The sequence below is a fragment of the Nocardia sp. NPDC050793 genome (genome assembly GCF_040654065.1).
Taxonomy (GTDB): Bacteria; Actinomycetota; Actinomycetes; order Mycobacteriales; family Mycobacteriaceae; genus Nocardia.
The window spans coordinates 210037-224750 of sequence record NZ_JBFAHG010000003.1; the positions used below are offsets into that span (position 1 = coordinate 210037).

Consider the following 14714-nt stretch of genomic DNA (forward strand, 5'->3'; position numbering starts at 1 on the left):
CCGCGGTCGGATGCTCCGACCGCGACGGGTCTCGATCAAGCGAACCGCTGGACGAACCCCAACGCCGTATCGGCGACCTCTCTCCACCTGGAATCGATGGTCAAGGCGTGGCCCCGCCCTGGCATCTCGACGAACTCGGTGACGCCGGGATTGCGCTTCTGCTTGACGTATTCGGCATGCGTGATCGCCCGCGGCACCGTGTTGTCCTTCTCGCCCGAGAGGATCAGCAGCGGTCCCCGCTCGGGGTTTTCGGTGTCGACCCGCGTCTCCGACCACGGGTTGAGGTTCGCGGCCGCGGCCTGGAACAGCGGCGCACCCGGCGCGGCGACGGCGTACGTCTCGAACAGACTCCTGGCTTCGTCCTCGACCACCGCGTTGGCGAAGCTGAAGCGGAACTGTTCGTAGGTCAATGGCACCGCGCGGTGCCGATTCGCCGGATTGCTCAGCACCGGCGCGGCGGCGCGCAGCGAGGAGATCGGCAGCGGAAGGACCCCGCGGAACGGTGCGGCGTCGATGGCCACCGAGACCGCCGACAGCCCGCGCCCGGCCAGAATCTGGGTGAGCAGCCCGCCGAAGGAATGCCCGATCACCGCCGGCTTGCGGTCGAGTGCGCGGATCACCGCCCCGTAGTGATCGGCGACCTGGCCGACGGTCTTGCCCGCGAACACCTCGGGATGTTCGTGCGCTTCCGTCACCGTCTGCGGGTCGTCGGGCCAGCCCGCGGTCACCGGTGCGTAGCCCGCGTCGGCGAAAACCGCGGCCCAGCGGTCCCAGCTGCTGGCGAGCAACCACAGTCCGTGGATGAAAACCACCGGCGTGCGCCCGCTCGCATTGGCCTGTTCGATCTGGGCGCGGGTGTGCTCGTCGATGGAGGTCGAGGCAGTCGACATCGTGAATCGTCCTGTCGATCAGAGGATTTGGCAGCCGCGACTCAGCCGTGCAGCGCTGCGGTCAGGGTCGCGACGGCTTGGGCGATCGCCGCCTTGGCCGCGTGGGTGTCGTGCAACGCGTTGACCATCACGAAGTCGTGCACGATCCCGCCGTAGCGGGTCTGCGTCACCGGGACGCCCGCCCGGCGCAGTTTGCCCGCGAAGGCTTCGCCCTCGTCGCGCAGCACGTCGGCCTCGGCGGTGATGACCAGCGCGGGCGGCAGTCCGGTCAGCTGTTCGGTGGTGGCGCGCAACGGCGACGCGGTGATCTGCGCCCGATCCTCTTCGCTGGTCGTGTACTGATCCCAGAACCAGCGCATTCCGTCTCGGGTCAGGAAGTACCCGTCGGCGAACTCGCGGTACGAACCGGTGTCGAAGTTCGCGTCGGTTACCGGGTAGAACAGCACCTGCTGCAGGAAGGAGACGTCGCCGCGCTGCTTCGCCATCAGCGTCAGCGCGATGGCCATGTTGCCGCCGACCGAGTCGCCCGCGATGGCGATGCGCGAGGAATCCAGGCCCTTCGCGCCGCCGTCGGTGGTGACCCACTGGGCGACCCGGTAGGACTGTTCGTTGGCCACCGGGTAGCGCACCTCCGGCGAGCGGTCGTACTCGGGGAAGACCACGGCGGCGTTCGCGCCGATCGCGAGGTCGCGCACGAGCCGATCGTGGGTGTGCGCGTCGCCGAAGACCCAGCCCGCGCCGTGCGTGTAGAGAATGACGGGCAGCGGTCCCGCCGCGCCGAGCGGCTTGACGATGCGCACCGGGACCGAGCCGGTGGGGCCGCCGTCGACGGTGATCCATTCCTCGTCGATCTCCGGCTTGAAGATCGGGCTGTCTTGCACGCCGTCGACCGCTTTGCGGCCCTCTTGCGGGGGGAGCTGGAAGAGGAAGGGCGGTTCGGAGGTCGCGTCGACGAACTCCTGCGCGGCGGGCTCGAGGGAGATACCGAGGGGGTTTCCGGCCATGGTCCTGCCTTTCGGTGTCGTGTGGGATGGACCTCGAGTCTCGATGAACGGGGCGCGGGCGCGCCCCAACCGTTGAGCCAAGTATCCGCCCGATTTGGGACACCGGACAGCAAATCGGTGACCAAGATCAGCTGCCGGTCGCGTACGCCGTCGAACGGAAGCGCTGCTGGTACTTGCGCGGCGAGACGCCGAGGCGCGCGATGAAGGCGCGGCGCATCGCCTCGCCGCTGCCGTATCCGGCGGCCATGGCGGCGTCGGTCACGCTGTAGCCAGCGTCGAGTTTGTCTCTGGCATAAGCGAATCGGACGAAGGCGACGTACTCCGCAGGCGTGCTCTCCAGTTCCGCCCGGAACAACCGGGTCAGGTGCCGCGGGCTCACCCCGGCGTGCGAGGCGAGCGTTTTCACGGTGTACGGCTGGGCGGGATCGGCGCAGATGAGGTTGGCGACCGCGCGGACGAGGGGGCTGCGCGGGACCGGTCCGCTGAGCGCCGCCGAGAACTGCGACTGCCCGCCGGCCCGCTGCATGTACACCAGCAACGACTGGGCGACCCGGCGCGCCACCGCGGCGCCGTGGTCCTCCTCGACCAGCGCGAGCGCCAGATCGATGCCCGCGGCGACGCCCGCGGAGCTGTAGATGTGCCCGTCGCGCACGAAGATCGCGTCCGGATCCACGTCGACAGCGGGGAATTGGCGGCCGAGGTTCTTGACGAACTTCCAGTGAGTGGTGGCGCGACGGCCGTCCAGCAGGCCGAGGTGGGCGAGGATGGCGGCCCCGCTGCAAATCGAGGCGAGGCGGCGCGTGTGCTCCGCGAGGTGGCGGGTGGCCCGCAACACCTCCGGTGTCACGAACTCGGCGGCGGGCAGCTCGCTGCCGGGGATGACGACGGTGTCGAAGCGGCCCGCGTCGGCCGCCGCGTGCGCTACGGCGACGCGCGCGCCGATCGAGGTCTGCACGTCGTTGCCGTCGGCCGAGACCAGCACCACCTCGTAGGCGGGCAGCGACTGATTCGCCTCGACGAACACCTCGGCCGGGCCCGCGAAATCGAGCATCTTCACGCCGTCGAAGACCAGGATCCCGATGCGCCGGCGCGACGAGGTGACCGCTCTGGAATTCATTTCGCACATTATTGTGGAGCCGCGACTCCACAATCAACCGAGGCGACCGGGATGTGCCGCGTTTCATGCCCGCTCGGGCCTCGCGCGCGGTCGAAGGACGGCGTTGCTAGCGTGAACGAATGGGGCGTCCACGGCAGTTCGATGAGTCGGCGCTGCTCGACGTCGCCATCGAAATGTTCTGGACCGACGGGTTCGAAGGCACGTCGGTCGAGGGCGTGTCGAGTGCGTCCGGTGTCGGCAACGGGAGCATCTACGCCGCCTACGGCAGCAAGACGGGGCTGTTTCTCTCTGCTTTCCGTCGCTACTGCGAGCGGCGAGCCGAATACGTGCACGCGGCGCTGCACGCCGATCCCGGCCCGCCGCGGGCGGCGGTGCGGGCGTTCTTCGACGCGGTGATCGCCGACTGTCTCGCGCATCCGAAGCGGCGCGGGTGTTTGATGCTCAACAGCATCGGCCAGCTCGGGCACCGGGTTCCCGAGGTCGTCGCCATCGGGGATCGAACGACGGCGCGGATGGAGACCCACGTCGCCGAACGGCTCCGCGCCGACATTCCGCGAAAAGTACTGGACGAGAGAGAACTAGCGGTGCTCAGCGCCCACATCGTGCTGGTATCCCAGGGGCTGATCCAGCTGAGCCGCCTCGGGACGTCTCGGCAACGCCTGCGCGAGGTCGCCGAAATCTCTTGTGCTGCTGTCCCGCAATGACTACTCAGGTGAATTTCTCGGATTGACAGCCACACCCGAACCGGGCACCGCAATCGGCGCGGAAGTGCGGCCCGAAGCCCCGATTCAGTTGTGGGCATACATCTGTACCGCTCGGGCGTAGACCCTGCTCGCTGAAATTCGGCAGGTCAGTCGGTCGCGTCGGTGAAATCCACCTAGGCGGTTGCCTGCGATGTGAATAGGTATCTTTCGCCGACGCGAAACACCCTGTGTCACTGGAAGTCTCCATCTCGTCGACGAACGACGAGGAGGAACGATGACCACCGCCCGGCACGCACCCCCGCGGGTGGCCCAGGCGACGCTGCTGGCCGCGGCCACGCTGACCATCATGGCCGCGGCCATCATCGCGCCGAGTCTGCCTGCGATGACCGAGGTCTTCGACACGGCAGATGTACTGGTCAGGCTGGCCCTGACGGTCACGTCGCTGGCGATCGCGATCAGTGCCCCGCTGAGCGGCACCGTCGCCGACCGTGTCGGGCGGCGACCGTTGCTCGTCGGCAGCTTGGCGCTCTACGCGGTGGCGGGCACCGCAGGCTATTTCGTCTCTGATCTGGCAGTGCTGCTGGCCACCCGAGCGCTGCTCGGTGTCGCGGTCGGCGGGATCATGACGGCGGTCGGTGCGTTGATCACCGACTGGTTCGACGGACCACGGCGTGCCTCGTTCCTCGGGATGCAGCAGGCCTCGGCGAGCCTCGGTGGAGTGGTGTTCCTGCCACTGGCCGGTGTACTGGCCGGCTTGGACTGGAAACTGCCGTTCTGGATATACGCTGTGTCCGCACTGATCTTGCCGTTTGCCGTGCTGACGATCGGTGAGCCCGCCCGCGCCGCCACACCCGTCGCCGCCTCCGGCGCGTCGCGGAACTCGCTGCGCGTCTACGGAATCTACGCACTCGCTCTGGTCGCGACACTCGCGTTCTACATGGCACCGACCCAATTGCCGTTCCTGCTCACCGATTTCCACGTCGGCCCCGCGGTCACCGGAATCGTGGTCGCCGGGAGCACACTGACCGGCGTCGTTGGCGCTCTGGCCTTTCCGGCCCTGCGCAGCAAGGTCACACCCACCGCGATCACCACCACCAGCATCGGGCTGCTGGGGCTGGGCTGGCTGGTCATCGGCACCGCGGGATCTGTCGCGCTGATCGTGGCCGGACTGCTCGTCGGCGGCATCGGTGTCGGCCTCGTTGTGCCCAACCTCAACCTGCGCCTCGCCGACCTGGCAGCCCCGGACCGGCGCGGCCAAGCCCTCAGCGGACTCGTCACCGGGATCTTCCTCGGCCAGTTCCTCTCACCGCTGGCCATCCAACCACTCATCCAGACCATAGGCGTCGCAGGCACTTTCGCCCTCAGCGGTGTCGCGATGACCGTGGGCGCGGCCATGGCCGCGCTGTTCACCCTGCAACAGAACAAGAACAGGAAAGTCGCATGATCTACCACGGCAACCGATTCACCATCAAGGCCGACGCCACCCCTGAGCAGGTCGAAGAGGCGCTCGAGAGCCTGCGCAACCAAGGCCGGGTCATCCCGTCGGTGAAGTCCTTCGTCGTCGGCCCCGACTACGGCGGCGAATACCACTACGGCGCGGTGTTCGCCATCGAGGACCTCGAGGGCTACTGGGAATACCTCGTGCATCCTGCCCACCTCAACACCGATCGGGTCGGGCTGCCCCTCGTGGACAAGTTCATGTCGTTCGACATCACCGACGACGAGGACCCGCAGATGGCCGACAAGATCGCCGAGCTGCACCAGCGCCGTTACGACAGCATGCCCGACATCACCGAGCTGGTCTCCGAGCTCGGCGAATACAGCGGCAGCGCCGCCCCCGGCCAGCACGGCGAATAGCCGCGGCACCGACCCCTTACCGAGACGAAGGAGGACCATGACAATGTCCTACGACAAGATCGCCCAGGCCTGGGCCGACATATGGAACGGTGACCTGTCACTGGTCGAACGCACCGTCCACCCGGATTTCGTCTCCCATGCCGCACCGCTGCTGGGGGGACCACCCGCAGACACTGCCGGCCGCGACAACCTCGACACCTGGGTCGGTGGCATCCGGACAGCTGTCCCCGACCTCCGCTTCACCGTTCAGGTCGGGCCACTGGTCGATGATCCCTACCTGGTGCTGCGTTGGCTCGCTCGCGGGACCTACCAGTCCGGTCTCCCCGGTGCCGCGCCCGGACCGACTCCGATCGAGTTCTTCGGCACCGACATCCTGAAGGTGACCGACAACCTGATCACTGAGTACTGGGCCAACGCCGACAGCATGTGGGTCGTCCAGCAGCTGGGCATTTCCTAAAGCTTCAGGTCGGGCACCTCCCGCAGTTGTCTGCGGGAGGTGATGCCCAGCTTGCGGAAGATGTTGCGCAGGTGGGCATCGATCGTGCGAGGGCTGAGGAAGAGGCGGTTGGCGACCTCTTTGGTCGTCGCACCGGCGGCCACGAGGCGCGCGATGTGCATTTCCTGCATGGTCAGCTCGTCGTGGGTGCGGGTGGAACGGCTCCCGGCCTGGGCTCCGGTAGCCCGCAGTTCGTCTGCGGCACGACGGGCGAACGCTTCCATCCCCAACTCCGACAACCGGTTGTGTGCACTGCGGAGCCGTTGGCGTGCATCGAGTTTGCGGTTCTGGCGGCGCAACCATTCCCCGTACAGCAGCTCGGTCCGAGCAAGGTACGGCGCGAGCCGGGTTCCGTCGAAGATGTCGATGGCTTCCAGATATGCCGGTTCGTCCCCGGTGACGAGGGCGCGGGCGCATGCGGTGACTCCGGCAGCCCACACCGTGCCGCTCGGCTGGGTGCGTTCGGTCAGTGCCGCCAGCGCGGCCTCGGCTTCGGTGCCGCGGCCGCAGTGCACCGCTGCCTCGATCAGTTCCGGCAGGGCGATGCCGGCGAGAAACAGGTCACCACCGGCTGCGGCTTGCTGAGCGGCGGCCAGCGCGGCCGGATAGTCGGCCAGACCGTTACCCAGCACCGATTGGGCCCAGTGGGTGTTGGCGATGAGCTGCCCGGTTCCGCGAGTGTCAGCCGCTGCTGCCGCCGCGTCGAAGAGTTCGCGCGCTTCCTGCCGACGGCCGCGGAAGGCGGCCAGGTGCAGCTGCGGGTACATCATCGGTGGTGCGCCGACCGCGTCGGCGATCGCTGCCTCTTCCGCGATCGCCGACATCGCCGTGGCGAAGTCACCGGTGTGCACGGCGCCGGAGGCCACCTGGGCAAGGCCGAGCCGCAGCATGACCGGCGAGCCGGAACTACGACCGGTTTTCATGATCCACTCGGTGATCACGTTGTGCGCGTCGATGTCCCACAGTTCGGCCGCGACCACCGTGGCCAGTGCGGGACGGGCAGAGTACACGCCGACATCGGTGACGACCGACCGCAGCAAGGACGACGCCGCCCGGTGCCCCTGGGTGGTCAGCGTCAGTAGTGCGTCGAGGATGTCCGGTAGTGCCGGAGCCCGCGGGGCGGAACCGGCCGCACGTATCACCCGGTCCATCACCCCGCTGGCGCGGCCGACTGCCAACGCCATTTCCAGCGCGTCGAGGTAGCAGTCGCGCGACCATGCCGGATCCACAGCGGCCAGCCGCTGCGCGGCGCGGAGCATGAAACGCGGGCCGTTCCCGTCGCCGTGCCGGCTGAACGCGATCTGCCCGCGAAGCAGATCGACTCGAGCGAGCGCCTCGTCGTCCAAGCCGCTGGTGTCCACGGTGGTCAGCAGATCCGAGGCTGCTTCGACAGCACCTGCTTCCAGGGTGAGCCGCACAGCTGCGAGTGTGCGTCCTATGCGTTCGATCGGGTCCAGCGACAGCGCTGCGGCGCGTTCGAGGAACGCTGCCGCGGCCGTGACGCCGCATCGGGCCTGAGCCCGTGACGCGGATGCTTCCAGTTCGGCGGCGACGGCTTCGTTCGGCCCGGCACCGGCATGCGCTCGGTGCCAGGCGCGGCGGTCGGCGTCGGTGATCGGATCGGTTACCCCTGCCAGCGCTTGGTGCACGGTATGCAGCTCGGTTGCCTCAGCAGCCCGGTAGACAGCCGACCTCGCCAGCGGATGACAGAACCGCACCCGCGTGCCGAATTCGATCAGGCCCGACACTTCCGCAGCGCTGCTCACATCGACATCGATGCCGAGTTCGCCGGCCGCCGCCCACAACAGGGCCGGGTCGCCGGTCGGCTCGGCACTGGCGAGAGTCAACAGCAGCTGCACCTTGGAGGGCAAGGCCGCCAGCCTGGCTTGGAATCCACGCTCCACCCGGTTCGCCACCGACGACGTCTGTGGGAGAGCGAATCCATCGGTGCGTGGCAACTCCAGCAACGCCAGCGGGTTACCGCGCGCCTCGGCGAGAATCCGGTCACGCACCCGAGGATCGAGCGTGGACCGCAACAGCCCACGCGCCTCGTCGTCGGTCAGACCCTCCAGTTCCATACCGGGAAGCTCATCGAGCCCCTCGCGAGCTGCGAAGACCATCGCGACCGGTTCCGAAGCGATCCGGCGGGCAAGGAACATCAATGCCCTGGTCGATGCATCGTCGAGCCAATGCGCGTCATCGATCACACACAGCACAGGGCGATTACGCGCAGCCCCGCTGAGCAATTCCAGGACAGCCAACCCGATGCGAAGCATCTCCGGCGCGCCGGTGGCCTGGCCGAACGCAACTCGCAGGGGCTCTGGCATCTCATCCACCCGCCCCAACACCGGCACGCACAGCTGGTGCAGTGCGGCGAAGGGCAACTCGGACTCGAACTCCGACCCGGACGCCTGCAGCACCAGGAATCCAGGCGCTCGGCTGACTTGCTCGAGCAGCGCGCTCTTGCCGATGCCTGCTTCCCCCCGAAGTACCAGCACACCACCCCGGCCCTCGGCAGCCGAGCGCGTAAGCCCTTCCAGTCGACCGATCTCGTCCTGTCTACCGACTAACGACGAACCATTCTGCACAGCGCGCAACCGTACGTGACACCGCACGAAGCAACCACCCAACTCGACCGTTGAGGTCCCGATTCGTTTGCGCCGCCGCTGTTGCGGCACCTGCAGCCTTTCCTCGCGCCACAGGCGTTGGATCTTCACGCATCAGGTGCGCCACGGCCGCTCGCCGGCGTTCCGTGCGGCAGCGGCGTTGGCGATGAACATTCTGTTCACGCTTCTCCTTTCGGTCCAGGATCGGAAGTTTTCCGGCTTGTCCGGAAAGTTCCGCGCAGTCGCGTTTCGCATGGCTATAACGAGTTCCAATTCAAGTCTCGATGAGGAGGCGGCGTTGCCTGTTCACACCCATGAAATGCCTGTTGGTAATCGGTACGGCCGGGGGGTGAGCAGGCGCTGGTTCCTAGCTGCAACAGGTTTCACTGCTGCCGCCGCGCTGGTGGGGAGGTCCATGGCGCGGGCAACCGCGGCACCGCTGGCGGATGGGGAGAAGGTTCCCGCGCTCGTCATCGGCAGCGGATACGGGGGATCGGTCGCCGCACTGCGGCTCGCGCAGGCGGGTGTGCAGGTGACCGTGGTGGAAATGGGCATGTCGTGGACGACGCCAGGCTCCGACGGCAAGATCTTCTGTCCCGTGCTGAAACCCGATGGGCGGTCCTACTGGCTGCGTGACCGCACCGATCAGCCGGTCGGCTACTTCGCGGGCAGCAGCTACAACAAGGACATCGAAAGGTACACGGGCGTACTGGATTCCGAGCAATTCAGCGGGATTCGTGTCTACCAGGGCCGGGGCGTCGGCGGTGGCTCGCTGGTCAATGGCGGTATGGCGGTGACGCCCAAACGGGAGAACTTCGCGGCCATCCTGCCCTCGGTGAACGCCGATGAGATGTACAACCTCTACTATCCGCGCGCCAATGCCGGTCTCGGCGTGAACAATATCGACCAGACCTGGTTCGAGAGCGCGGAGTGCTACCAATTCGCGCGCGTGGGGCGCAAACACGCGGAACGCTCCGGCTTCGGCTGGACCTTCGTGCCGAATGTCTACGACTTCGAGTACATGAAGAAGGAGCAGGCCGAGCAGGTCACCCGGTCGGCACTGGCCGGCGAGGTCATCTACGGCAACAACCACGGCAAGCGGTCGCTGGACAAGACGTATCTGGCCGCGGCCACCGGGACCGGCAAGGTGCGTATCACCCCCATGCACACCGTCACCGCCGTATCGCCCACAGAGGGCGGCTATCGGGTGGAGATGAACGAGATCAATACCAGCGGTGCCACAGTGGCAACCAAAGCCGTTGTGGCACAGAAGGTGTTCTTCGCGGCGGGCAGTATCGGCACCTCGAAGCTGCTGGTTGCCATGAAAGCGCAGGGCAAACTGCCGGACCTGCCCGATGCCGTCGGCAAGAAGTGGGGCAACAACGGCAATGTGATGGTGGGCCGCGCCAATCACATGTGGGACGGCACCGGCGTACTGCAATCCAGCATGCCGTGCCTGGGTATCGACAACTGGGCCGATGCGGGCGGCCCGGCCTTCGCCGAGGTCGCGCCCTTCCCCGCGGGGCTGGAGACCTACGTCAGCCTGTACCTGGCGATCACCAAGAACCCGAATCGCGGCCAGTTCACTTTCAACTCCGGTACCGGCAACGTCGATCTGAGTTGGCAGACCTCCCAGAACCAGTACGCCATCGATGCCGCCAAGCGCATCTTCGACAAGATCAATACTAAGGAGGGGACGATCTACCGGACCGACCTCTTCGGCGTCTACAAGACCTGGGGCGACGACTTCACCTACCACCCGCTGGGCGGTTGCGTGCTGAACGAGGCAACCGACAACTACGGTCGCCTGCCCGGCTACGCCGGGCTCTACGTCATCGACGGGTCGCTGATTCCGGGTAATACGAGCGTCAATCCCTTCGTCACCATTACGGCTCTGGCGGAACGGAATATCGAGAACATCGTCGCCAGCGATCTGTAACCGTGGCGTCAGACCCTCGTCCAGCCAGGTCCGGATCTGCTCCGCCCGCACGGCCACTGTCGCCCACGCGTCGCTCTCGATTCGCCTGCTGTTAACATCGGTCCGCTCGATCGGTAACAAGGGGGGAAGTCCGTGCGCGGCAAGTCATCTGGTGGTTTCGGTGCTGGCGGACGGCGCATGTCGCGGCGAGTGGCGTATGCGCTGCCGGCTGCGGTGGCCGCATCGCTGCTCGCCACGGGGTGCGGGTCTGCCCAACCGAAGAAGGCGCCCAAGCCAGCGGCGTCGGTCACCACCACCGCGCCGCGGACCACCCAGTCGGCGCCGCGGACGACGGTGCCGCAGCCGTCGACGGCGACCAAACCCCCGACCACCACGGAGCGCGGTGGTCTCGGCGGCGGATCCAATGGCGGCAGCGGCAGCTGAATCGGACCTGTCAGCTGGCGTTCCGCTCCCTCCGGTGGTTCGAGCAGGTTCGGATAGCGGTCGGGAAAGTTCTTGGGATGATGCCGAGGTGAGTTCGCCGGGCGCTCCCGGTTCTTCCGTAAGCGTTGGTGGTGCTGATTGCCAGTCGCTATACGTCCGGCGTATGGTCCGCTCCTCGCTAGCTGAATTAGCCCGGGGCAGGGACCGCATGGATACCTGTGCCGTACTCGTGCCGGAGCGCGTTGCGTGCAATATGTTTCTGCGCGTGGGGCAGTACCGGGTGTGAGCCGATCTTGCCGACCGACATCTGTCGGATGCGGCGGTTGAGCTTGTTCGAAGCCTTTGTCACCGTCGGCCAGTCCCAGGCGGCTGGTTCTCCCAGATAGGGCACAGTCGCCGCCCATGCCGCAGCACGCTTGGCTGTGTTGTGATTGGTGTGGGTCAAGCGTAACTCCTGGGCGCTGACAGGGCCGCCGTAATGGAGCTGGATCAGTCCCCATCCCTCGCAGATGTAGTGAAATGGGGCGTCGCTGATTGTGTGTGCGGCAGTATCGACCTGTCGCGCCAGGGGTTCCGGTCCGGCGCCGTTGACCAACAACATCAGTGGCCTGGTTCGGGGAATCTCCGCTGCGGTAGAGAACTCTCGCAATTCGTGGCCTGGTTCGGACCGGCTTTCGAAGACCCGGAAGAGGTCGAGTTCGAACACGACGTCAAGGACAGCCGACCAATCCTCGTCGACGGCGTAGAACGCGAGATTCGGCACCTGATTCACTATGCCATTCGCTGGAACAGCGACGACGCACGGTCATCCACCATGAACCGGCGATGCGCGGTCGGAACGCTCACCCCGAACGACGGCGGCAGATGCCGCCACGCACACCCGCTGGTCAACACGAACACCACTGCGGTGAACACTGCCGCTCGTCCACCGGCACAGTCCCGCCGCCCTGTGGTCTGGCTGTGAACTCCGGTAGCAGTGGTTTCACGATGTCCCACAACGCATCCGGGATCATTCTCCGAGCAAGCCTGTCGACCACGGGTCGGTATTCCCGGCGAACTGCTGTGGTTTCGTCTTCCGGCGGATCCTGACAGCGTCCCTGGCAGTCCGGTCTCATGGCCGGTCGGGGCGTGATCTGAGTGCCTGTGAACAAACTGATCGCTGCCGCGTAGGGGGCTATGCGTGGGGATGGCTTGGGCCCTGCGTGTCGGGCGGGAAAGGGGCGGAACCCGCCTGGCAGCAACGGGGTTGCTGAACCATCCACTGCGGCAAAAGATCCACCAATGTCGTTGTACTCTCACAGGCACCAAGACGCGCACAGGGGCTGCCGCAGGTCGTCCGCGGTCGGGACGGTTGCCACCCGCCGCCGCCGAGATATCGGCGAAGTTGCGCTGAGCAGGCATTTTGTGTGAAGGTGCTTCGGTGTAGAGCGGCCAGCGCACGGCCGGGAGGGGAGATCCGATGTCGGAGACTTTCAAAGTCGATCCAACCGCAGTGGACACGTTCGCCGCGGCTTTGAAGACACTGGCCGAGGCCAATGCGAATGTCGCGACCTATCTGGACAAGTGGCTGGTCCTGGACAGCACCGTGTGGGGCGACGGCGGGCTCATCCGTACCGGGTTGAGCGCCGTTGCCGAGGCGCACAACGAGCTGAAGACCAATTACGCCACCCTCGGCACCCTCTCCGAGGCTGCGGCGACCGAATTGACCAAGGTCGCGCAGGTTTACCGGACCACCGACCACGCGCGCGCCGACGAGTTGGACCGCACGTACTCCACAGGCAGCAACTGATGACCAAGACGCCGTCCGAGCACCTGGCGGAACCTTCGCTCGAGGACCCACTCAACGACAGTTTCGAGTTCCTCATCACGTCGAACGCCATTTCGCCGACGTACTGGGCTTGTAAGTGGTGCGAAAATGTCCTCGGGACGGACCCGCTGAAGTGGTTCACCACCAAGATCTCCGGTGATTGGGAGGCCTTGCAGAAGGCGGGCAAGGCGGTGGAAAACCTGGCTTCCTACAGCGCGAGCTTCTCCGAATCGGTCAAGTCCGCCGCGACGACTGTCGACGCGACGTGGGACGGTAACGCGGCGACCAGCGCCCAAGCCTATTTCACGAAGCTCTCGACAGCCATTTCCGCGCAGGTCGAGCCATTGAAGGAGATGGTGACCGAGATCAACCGCTTCGCGTCGACGGCGTACCACCTCTCCACCGCCATGAGTAATGCCTTGCAGACCTTGCTGGACTGGGGCGCTATGGCGGTGATCGAGTGGGCCGCGGTCAAGGCCTCCGCGCTCACCGGCGTCGGAATTTTCGCAACGGCGGCCCTGGTCGCCGCCGCCACCGCGACCACGGCGAAGGTGATCGCGGAATGGGGCCTGCTGGTCGAGAAGTTCAACGCCGCGTATGTCGCACTCGAGGCCATCGCCGGGGTCGGTTTCGGCGTGGTCGCGGTGGTCGAGTCCGCCGATATGCCGAGCCTGCCCACCGCCACCTACGACCACCCTGGAGCCTGAATGAACGCGCCCGAGCCGATTCATGATCTGGCCCACGGCGACCTCGGGGCCTCGCGCCAACTGTCCCGGGCGATTCGGGTGCTGATGCATACCGCCACCGATCCGCAATTGAAGGAGCAGCTGCGCGGTGTCCTCGAAGGCAAGGGCAGCGCACGCGAATTGATGCACAGCGAGGCATTCAATCGGGTGCTCGATCGCACGTTGCCCGCCGCCATGCAGCAGTTCGCGGACATGCCGGAGGAGGAACGGCAACGGCTGGCCGCCCAAGGCGAAGCCGAGTTGGTGCGACTCCGGTCTGAACCATTAGAGGACCAGCAGCCGTCGGACCAGCCGACGCCCCCTCCCGCGGATCGGCCGGCGCCCGCCGGGAACGCCGTCATCCCGGGCACCCGCAAGCCCAACCGCGATCGCATCGTAACCCCGACTGATGACGACGACGAGGACGACGAATACTTCCGGGACCGCCAGCAGCGCGGATGGCTGCAGTGACCAGGGCGCAGGTGGTCTTCGACACTGAGGTCAACCCGGATTGGACGCCGACTCTCGCGACGGCACCGACGGAGCTCGTTCTCACCGAGCGGATGCCGGGGTTGTGCAGCGAGCACGGTCTCACCGCCAGTGAGACCCGTTCCTGCGCAGTCAATTCCAGTGGCCCACTATCGGAGCTGCCGACACCGCGAGCCATGTTGCGCTCCATGAAACCGGGGCGGCGGGACCCCGTCCTGGCGCGCGTCCGCTTCGACTGCCCGGCCTGCGAGTTCTGTCTCCACGAAATCCGGCGCTTCCGTCGAATCGCGCTGCTGGCACTGCTGGCGATACCACTGACAATCGCGGCCGTCCTCATCGCACGGGCGCTCGAACTCGAACCGCTCTATCTACCTTTGGCTTTCATGATCGTGCCCGGATGCATGCCGATCGCGTTGCTCGTGGCGATGCTGTCCTGGAGTCGCTCCGACTATTTCGCCGATGTCTGGATGAACGAAACAGCCGACCAGCTGATCGTTTCCGCACACCCGGATTTCGTGGCCGCGGTCGAGCAAGATCGGGCCGGGAATCGCTGAACGTCCCACCGGAGCCCACCACAACAGGGGCCCAAGCATTTTCGCAGCCAAGCCTATCGGCGCCGCTAAACGATCAGCTTGTTCACAGGAACTAAGTCAGACC

Annotated in this window: 15 protein-coding genes and 1 pseudogene; 10 read left to right on the top strand and 6 right to left on the bottom strand. The window is 66.3% G+C overall.

Annotation, left to right across the window (positions count from 1 at the left end):
• Positions 1 to 35: 35 nt before the first annotated feature.
• The 3 genes from AB0H50_RS11535 to AB0H50_RS11545 form a co-directional block, all read right to left on the bottom strand.
• Complete coding sequence (locus tag AB0H50_RS11535; RefSeq protein ID WP_357449976.1) at positions 36 to 890, bottom strand: alpha/beta hydrolase; 855 nt, start codon at positions 888 to 890, stop codon at positions 36 to 38.
• A gap of 41 nt (positions 891 to 931) precedes the next feature.
• Complete coding sequence (locus tag AB0H50_RS11540; RefSeq protein WP_357449978.1) at positions 932 to 1894, bottom strand: alpha/beta hydrolase; 963 nt, start codon at positions 1892 to 1894, stop codon at positions 932 to 934.
• Positions 1895 to 2021: 127 nt separating this feature from the next.
• Complete coding sequence (locus AB0H50_RS11545; RefSeq protein WP_357449981.1) at positions 2022 to 3011, bottom strand: DJ-1/PfpI family protein; 990 nt, start codon at positions 3009 to 3011, stop codon at positions 2022 to 2024.
• Between the two features lie 119 nt (positions 3012 to 3130).
• Between AB0H50_RS11545 and AB0H50_RS11550 the strand changes: the two genes are divergently transcribed.
• From AB0H50_RS11550 to AB0H50_RS11565, 4 genes are all read left to right on the top strand, one after another.
• Positions 3131 to 3715 carry a TetR/AcrR family transcriptional regulator gene (locus AB0H50_RS11550; protein ID WP_357449984.1) on the top strand — a complete coding sequence of 195 codons (585 nt, stop codon included), beginning with the start codon at positions 3131 to 3133 and terminating at the stop codon, positions 3713 to 3715.
• Positions 3716 to 3989: 274 nt separating this feature from the next.
• Complete coding sequence (locus AB0H50_RS11555; protein ID WP_357449987.1) at positions 3990 to 5159, top strand: MFS transporter; 1170 nt, start codon at positions 3990 to 3992, stop codon at positions 5157 to 5159.
• The gene (locus AB0H50_RS11560) at positions 5156 to 5572 is read left to right on the top strand and encodes a Dabb family protein (RefSeq protein WP_357449990.1); all 417 of its coding nucleotides are present in this window, start codon (positions 5156 to 5158) and stop codon (positions 5570 to 5572) included. The genes AB0H50_RS11555 and AB0H50_RS11560 overlap by 4 nt, the downstream gene beginning before the upstream one ends.
• A gap of 37 nt (positions 5573 to 5609) precedes the next feature.
• Positions 5610 to 6029, top strand: coding sequence for an ester cyclase (locus AB0H50_RS11565; RefSeq protein WP_357449992.1), 420 nt, complete (start codon positions 5610 to 5612; stop codon positions 6027 to 6029).
• Here AB0H50_RS11565 and AB0H50_RS11570 read toward each other — a convergent pair.
• Positions 6026 to 8683 (bottom strand): AAA family ATPase, encoded by a 2658-nt coding sequence (locus AB0H50_RS11570; protein ID WP_357451519.1) that lies wholly within the window; start codon positions 8681 to 8683, stop codon positions 6026 to 6028. The genes AB0H50_RS11565 and AB0H50_RS11570 overlap by 4 nt on opposite strands.
• A gap of 157 nt (positions 8684 to 8840) precedes the next feature.
• On the opposite strand from AB0H50_RS11570, the gene AB0H50_RS11575 reads away from it, so the two are divergent.
• Together AB0H50_RS11575 and AB0H50_RS11580 are read left to right on the top strand one after the other, a co-directional pair.
• Positions 8841 to 10613 carry a GMC oxidoreductase gene (locus AB0H50_RS11575; protein WP_357449995.1) on the top strand — a complete coding sequence of 591 codons (1773 nt, stop codon included), beginning with the start codon at positions 8841 to 8843 and terminating at the stop codon, positions 10611 to 10613.
• A 177-nt stretch (positions 10614 to 10790) separates the two neighbouring features.
• On the top strand, positions 10791 to 11036 hold the full coding sequence (locus AB0H50_RS11580) for a hypothetical protein (protein ID WP_357449998.1): 246 nt from the start codon (positions 10791 to 10793) through the stop codon (positions 11034 to 11036).
• A gap of 187 nt (positions 11037 to 11223) precedes the next feature.
• On the opposite strand, the gene AB0H50_RS11585 is transcribed toward AB0H50_RS11580, so the two are convergent.
• Both AB0H50_RS11585 and AB0H50_RS11590 read right to left on the bottom strand, forming a co-directional pair.
• The gene (locus AB0H50_RS11585; protein WP_357450000.1) at positions 11224 to 11799 is read right to left on the bottom strand and encodes a hypothetical protein; all 576 of its coding nucleotides are present in this window, start codon (positions 11797 to 11799) and stop codon (positions 11224 to 11226) included.
• A gap of 14 nt (positions 11800 to 11813) precedes the next feature.
• A pseudogene (locus tag AB0H50_RS11590) lies at positions 11814 to 12046 on the bottom strand (transposase); the annotation flags it as partial.
• 449 nt (positions 12047 to 12495) lie between these two features.
• On the opposite strand from AB0H50_RS11590, the gene AB0H50_RS11595 reads away from it, so the two are divergent.
• From AB0H50_RS11595 to AB0H50_RS11610, 4 genes are read left to right on the top strand one after another with little or no spacing between them, the layout of a single operon-like run.
• Positions 12496 to 12825 (top strand): type VII secretion target, encoded by a 330-nt coding sequence (locus AB0H50_RS11595; RefSeq protein WP_357450003.1) that lies wholly within the window; start codon positions 12496 to 12498, stop codon positions 12823 to 12825.
• Positions 12825 to 13550, top strand: a complete 726-nt coding sequence (locus AB0H50_RS11600) for a hypothetical protein (protein ID WP_357450005.1) — start codon at positions 12825 to 12827, stop codon at positions 13548 to 13550. Before AB0H50_RS11595 ends, AB0H50_RS11600 begins: the two co-directional genes overlap by 1 nt.
• The gene (locus AB0H50_RS11605) at positions 13551 to 14039 is read left to right on the top strand and encodes a hypothetical protein (RefSeq protein ID WP_357450008.1); all 489 of its coding nucleotides are present in this window, start codon (positions 13551 to 13553) and stop codon (positions 14037 to 14039) included.
• Positions 14027 to 14611, top strand: a complete 585-nt coding sequence (locus AB0H50_RS11610; RefSeq protein ID WP_357450011.1) for a hypothetical protein — start codon at positions 14027 to 14029, stop codon at positions 14609 to 14611. The genes AB0H50_RS11605 and AB0H50_RS11610 overlap by 13 nt, the downstream gene beginning before the upstream one ends.
• Positions 14612 to 14714 lie beyond the last annotated feature (103 nt).

Bases quoted from the DNA above. Each gene is read 5' to 3' on its own strand.
- AB0H50_RS11575 (WP_357449995.1), top strand. From the start codon at position 8,841: ATGAACATTCTGTTCACGCTTCTCCTTTCGGTCCAGGATCGGAAGTTT.
- AB0H50_RS11600 (WP_357450005.1), top strand. From the start codon at position 12,825: ATGACCAAGACGCCGTCCGAGCACCTGGCGGAACCTTCGCTCGAGGAC.
- AB0H50_RS11535 (WP_357449976.1), bottom strand. From the start codon at position 890: ATGTCGACTGCCTCGACCTCCATCGACGAGCACACCCGCGCCCAGATC.
- AB0H50_RS11610 (WP_357450011.1), top strand. From the start codon at position 14,027: ATGGCTGCAGTGACCAGGGCGCAGGTGGTCTTCGACACTGAGGTCAAC.
- AB0H50_RS11595 (WP_357450003.1), top strand. From the start codon at position 12,496: ATGTCGGAGACTTTCAAAGTCGATCCAACCGCAGTGGACACGTTCGCC.
- AB0H50_RS11560 (WP_357449990.1), top strand. From the start codon at position 5,156: ATGATCTACCACGGCAACCGATTCACCATCAAGGCCGACGCCACCCCT.
- AB0H50_RS11550 (WP_357449984.1), top strand. From the start codon at position 3,131: ATGGGGCGTCCACGGCAGTTCGATGAGTCGGCGCTGCTCGACGTCGCC.
- AB0H50_RS11580 (WP_357449998.1), top strand. From the start codon at position 10,791: ATGTCGCGGCGAGTGGCGTATGCGCTGCCGGCTGCGGTGGCCGCATCG.
- AB0H50_RS11565 (WP_357449992.1), top strand. From the start codon at position 5,610: ATGACAATGTCCTACGACAAGATCGCCCAGGCCTGGGCCGACATATGG.
- AB0H50_RS11605 (WP_357450008.1), top strand. From the start codon at position 13,551: ATGAACGCGCCCGAGCCGATTCATGATCTGGCCCACGGCGACCTCGGG.
- AB0H50_RS11555 (WP_357449987.1), top strand. From the start codon at position 3,990: ATGACCACCGCCCGGCACGCACCCCCGCGGGTGGCCCAGGCGACGCTG.
- AB0H50_RS11540 (WP_357449978.1), bottom strand. From the start codon at position 1,894: ATGGCCGGAAACCCCCTCGGTATCTCCCTCGAGCCCGCCGCGCAGGAG.
- AB0H50_RS11545 (WP_357449981.1), bottom strand. From the start codon at position 3,011: ATGAATTCCAGAGCGGTCACCTCGTCGCGCCGGCGCATCGGGATCCTG.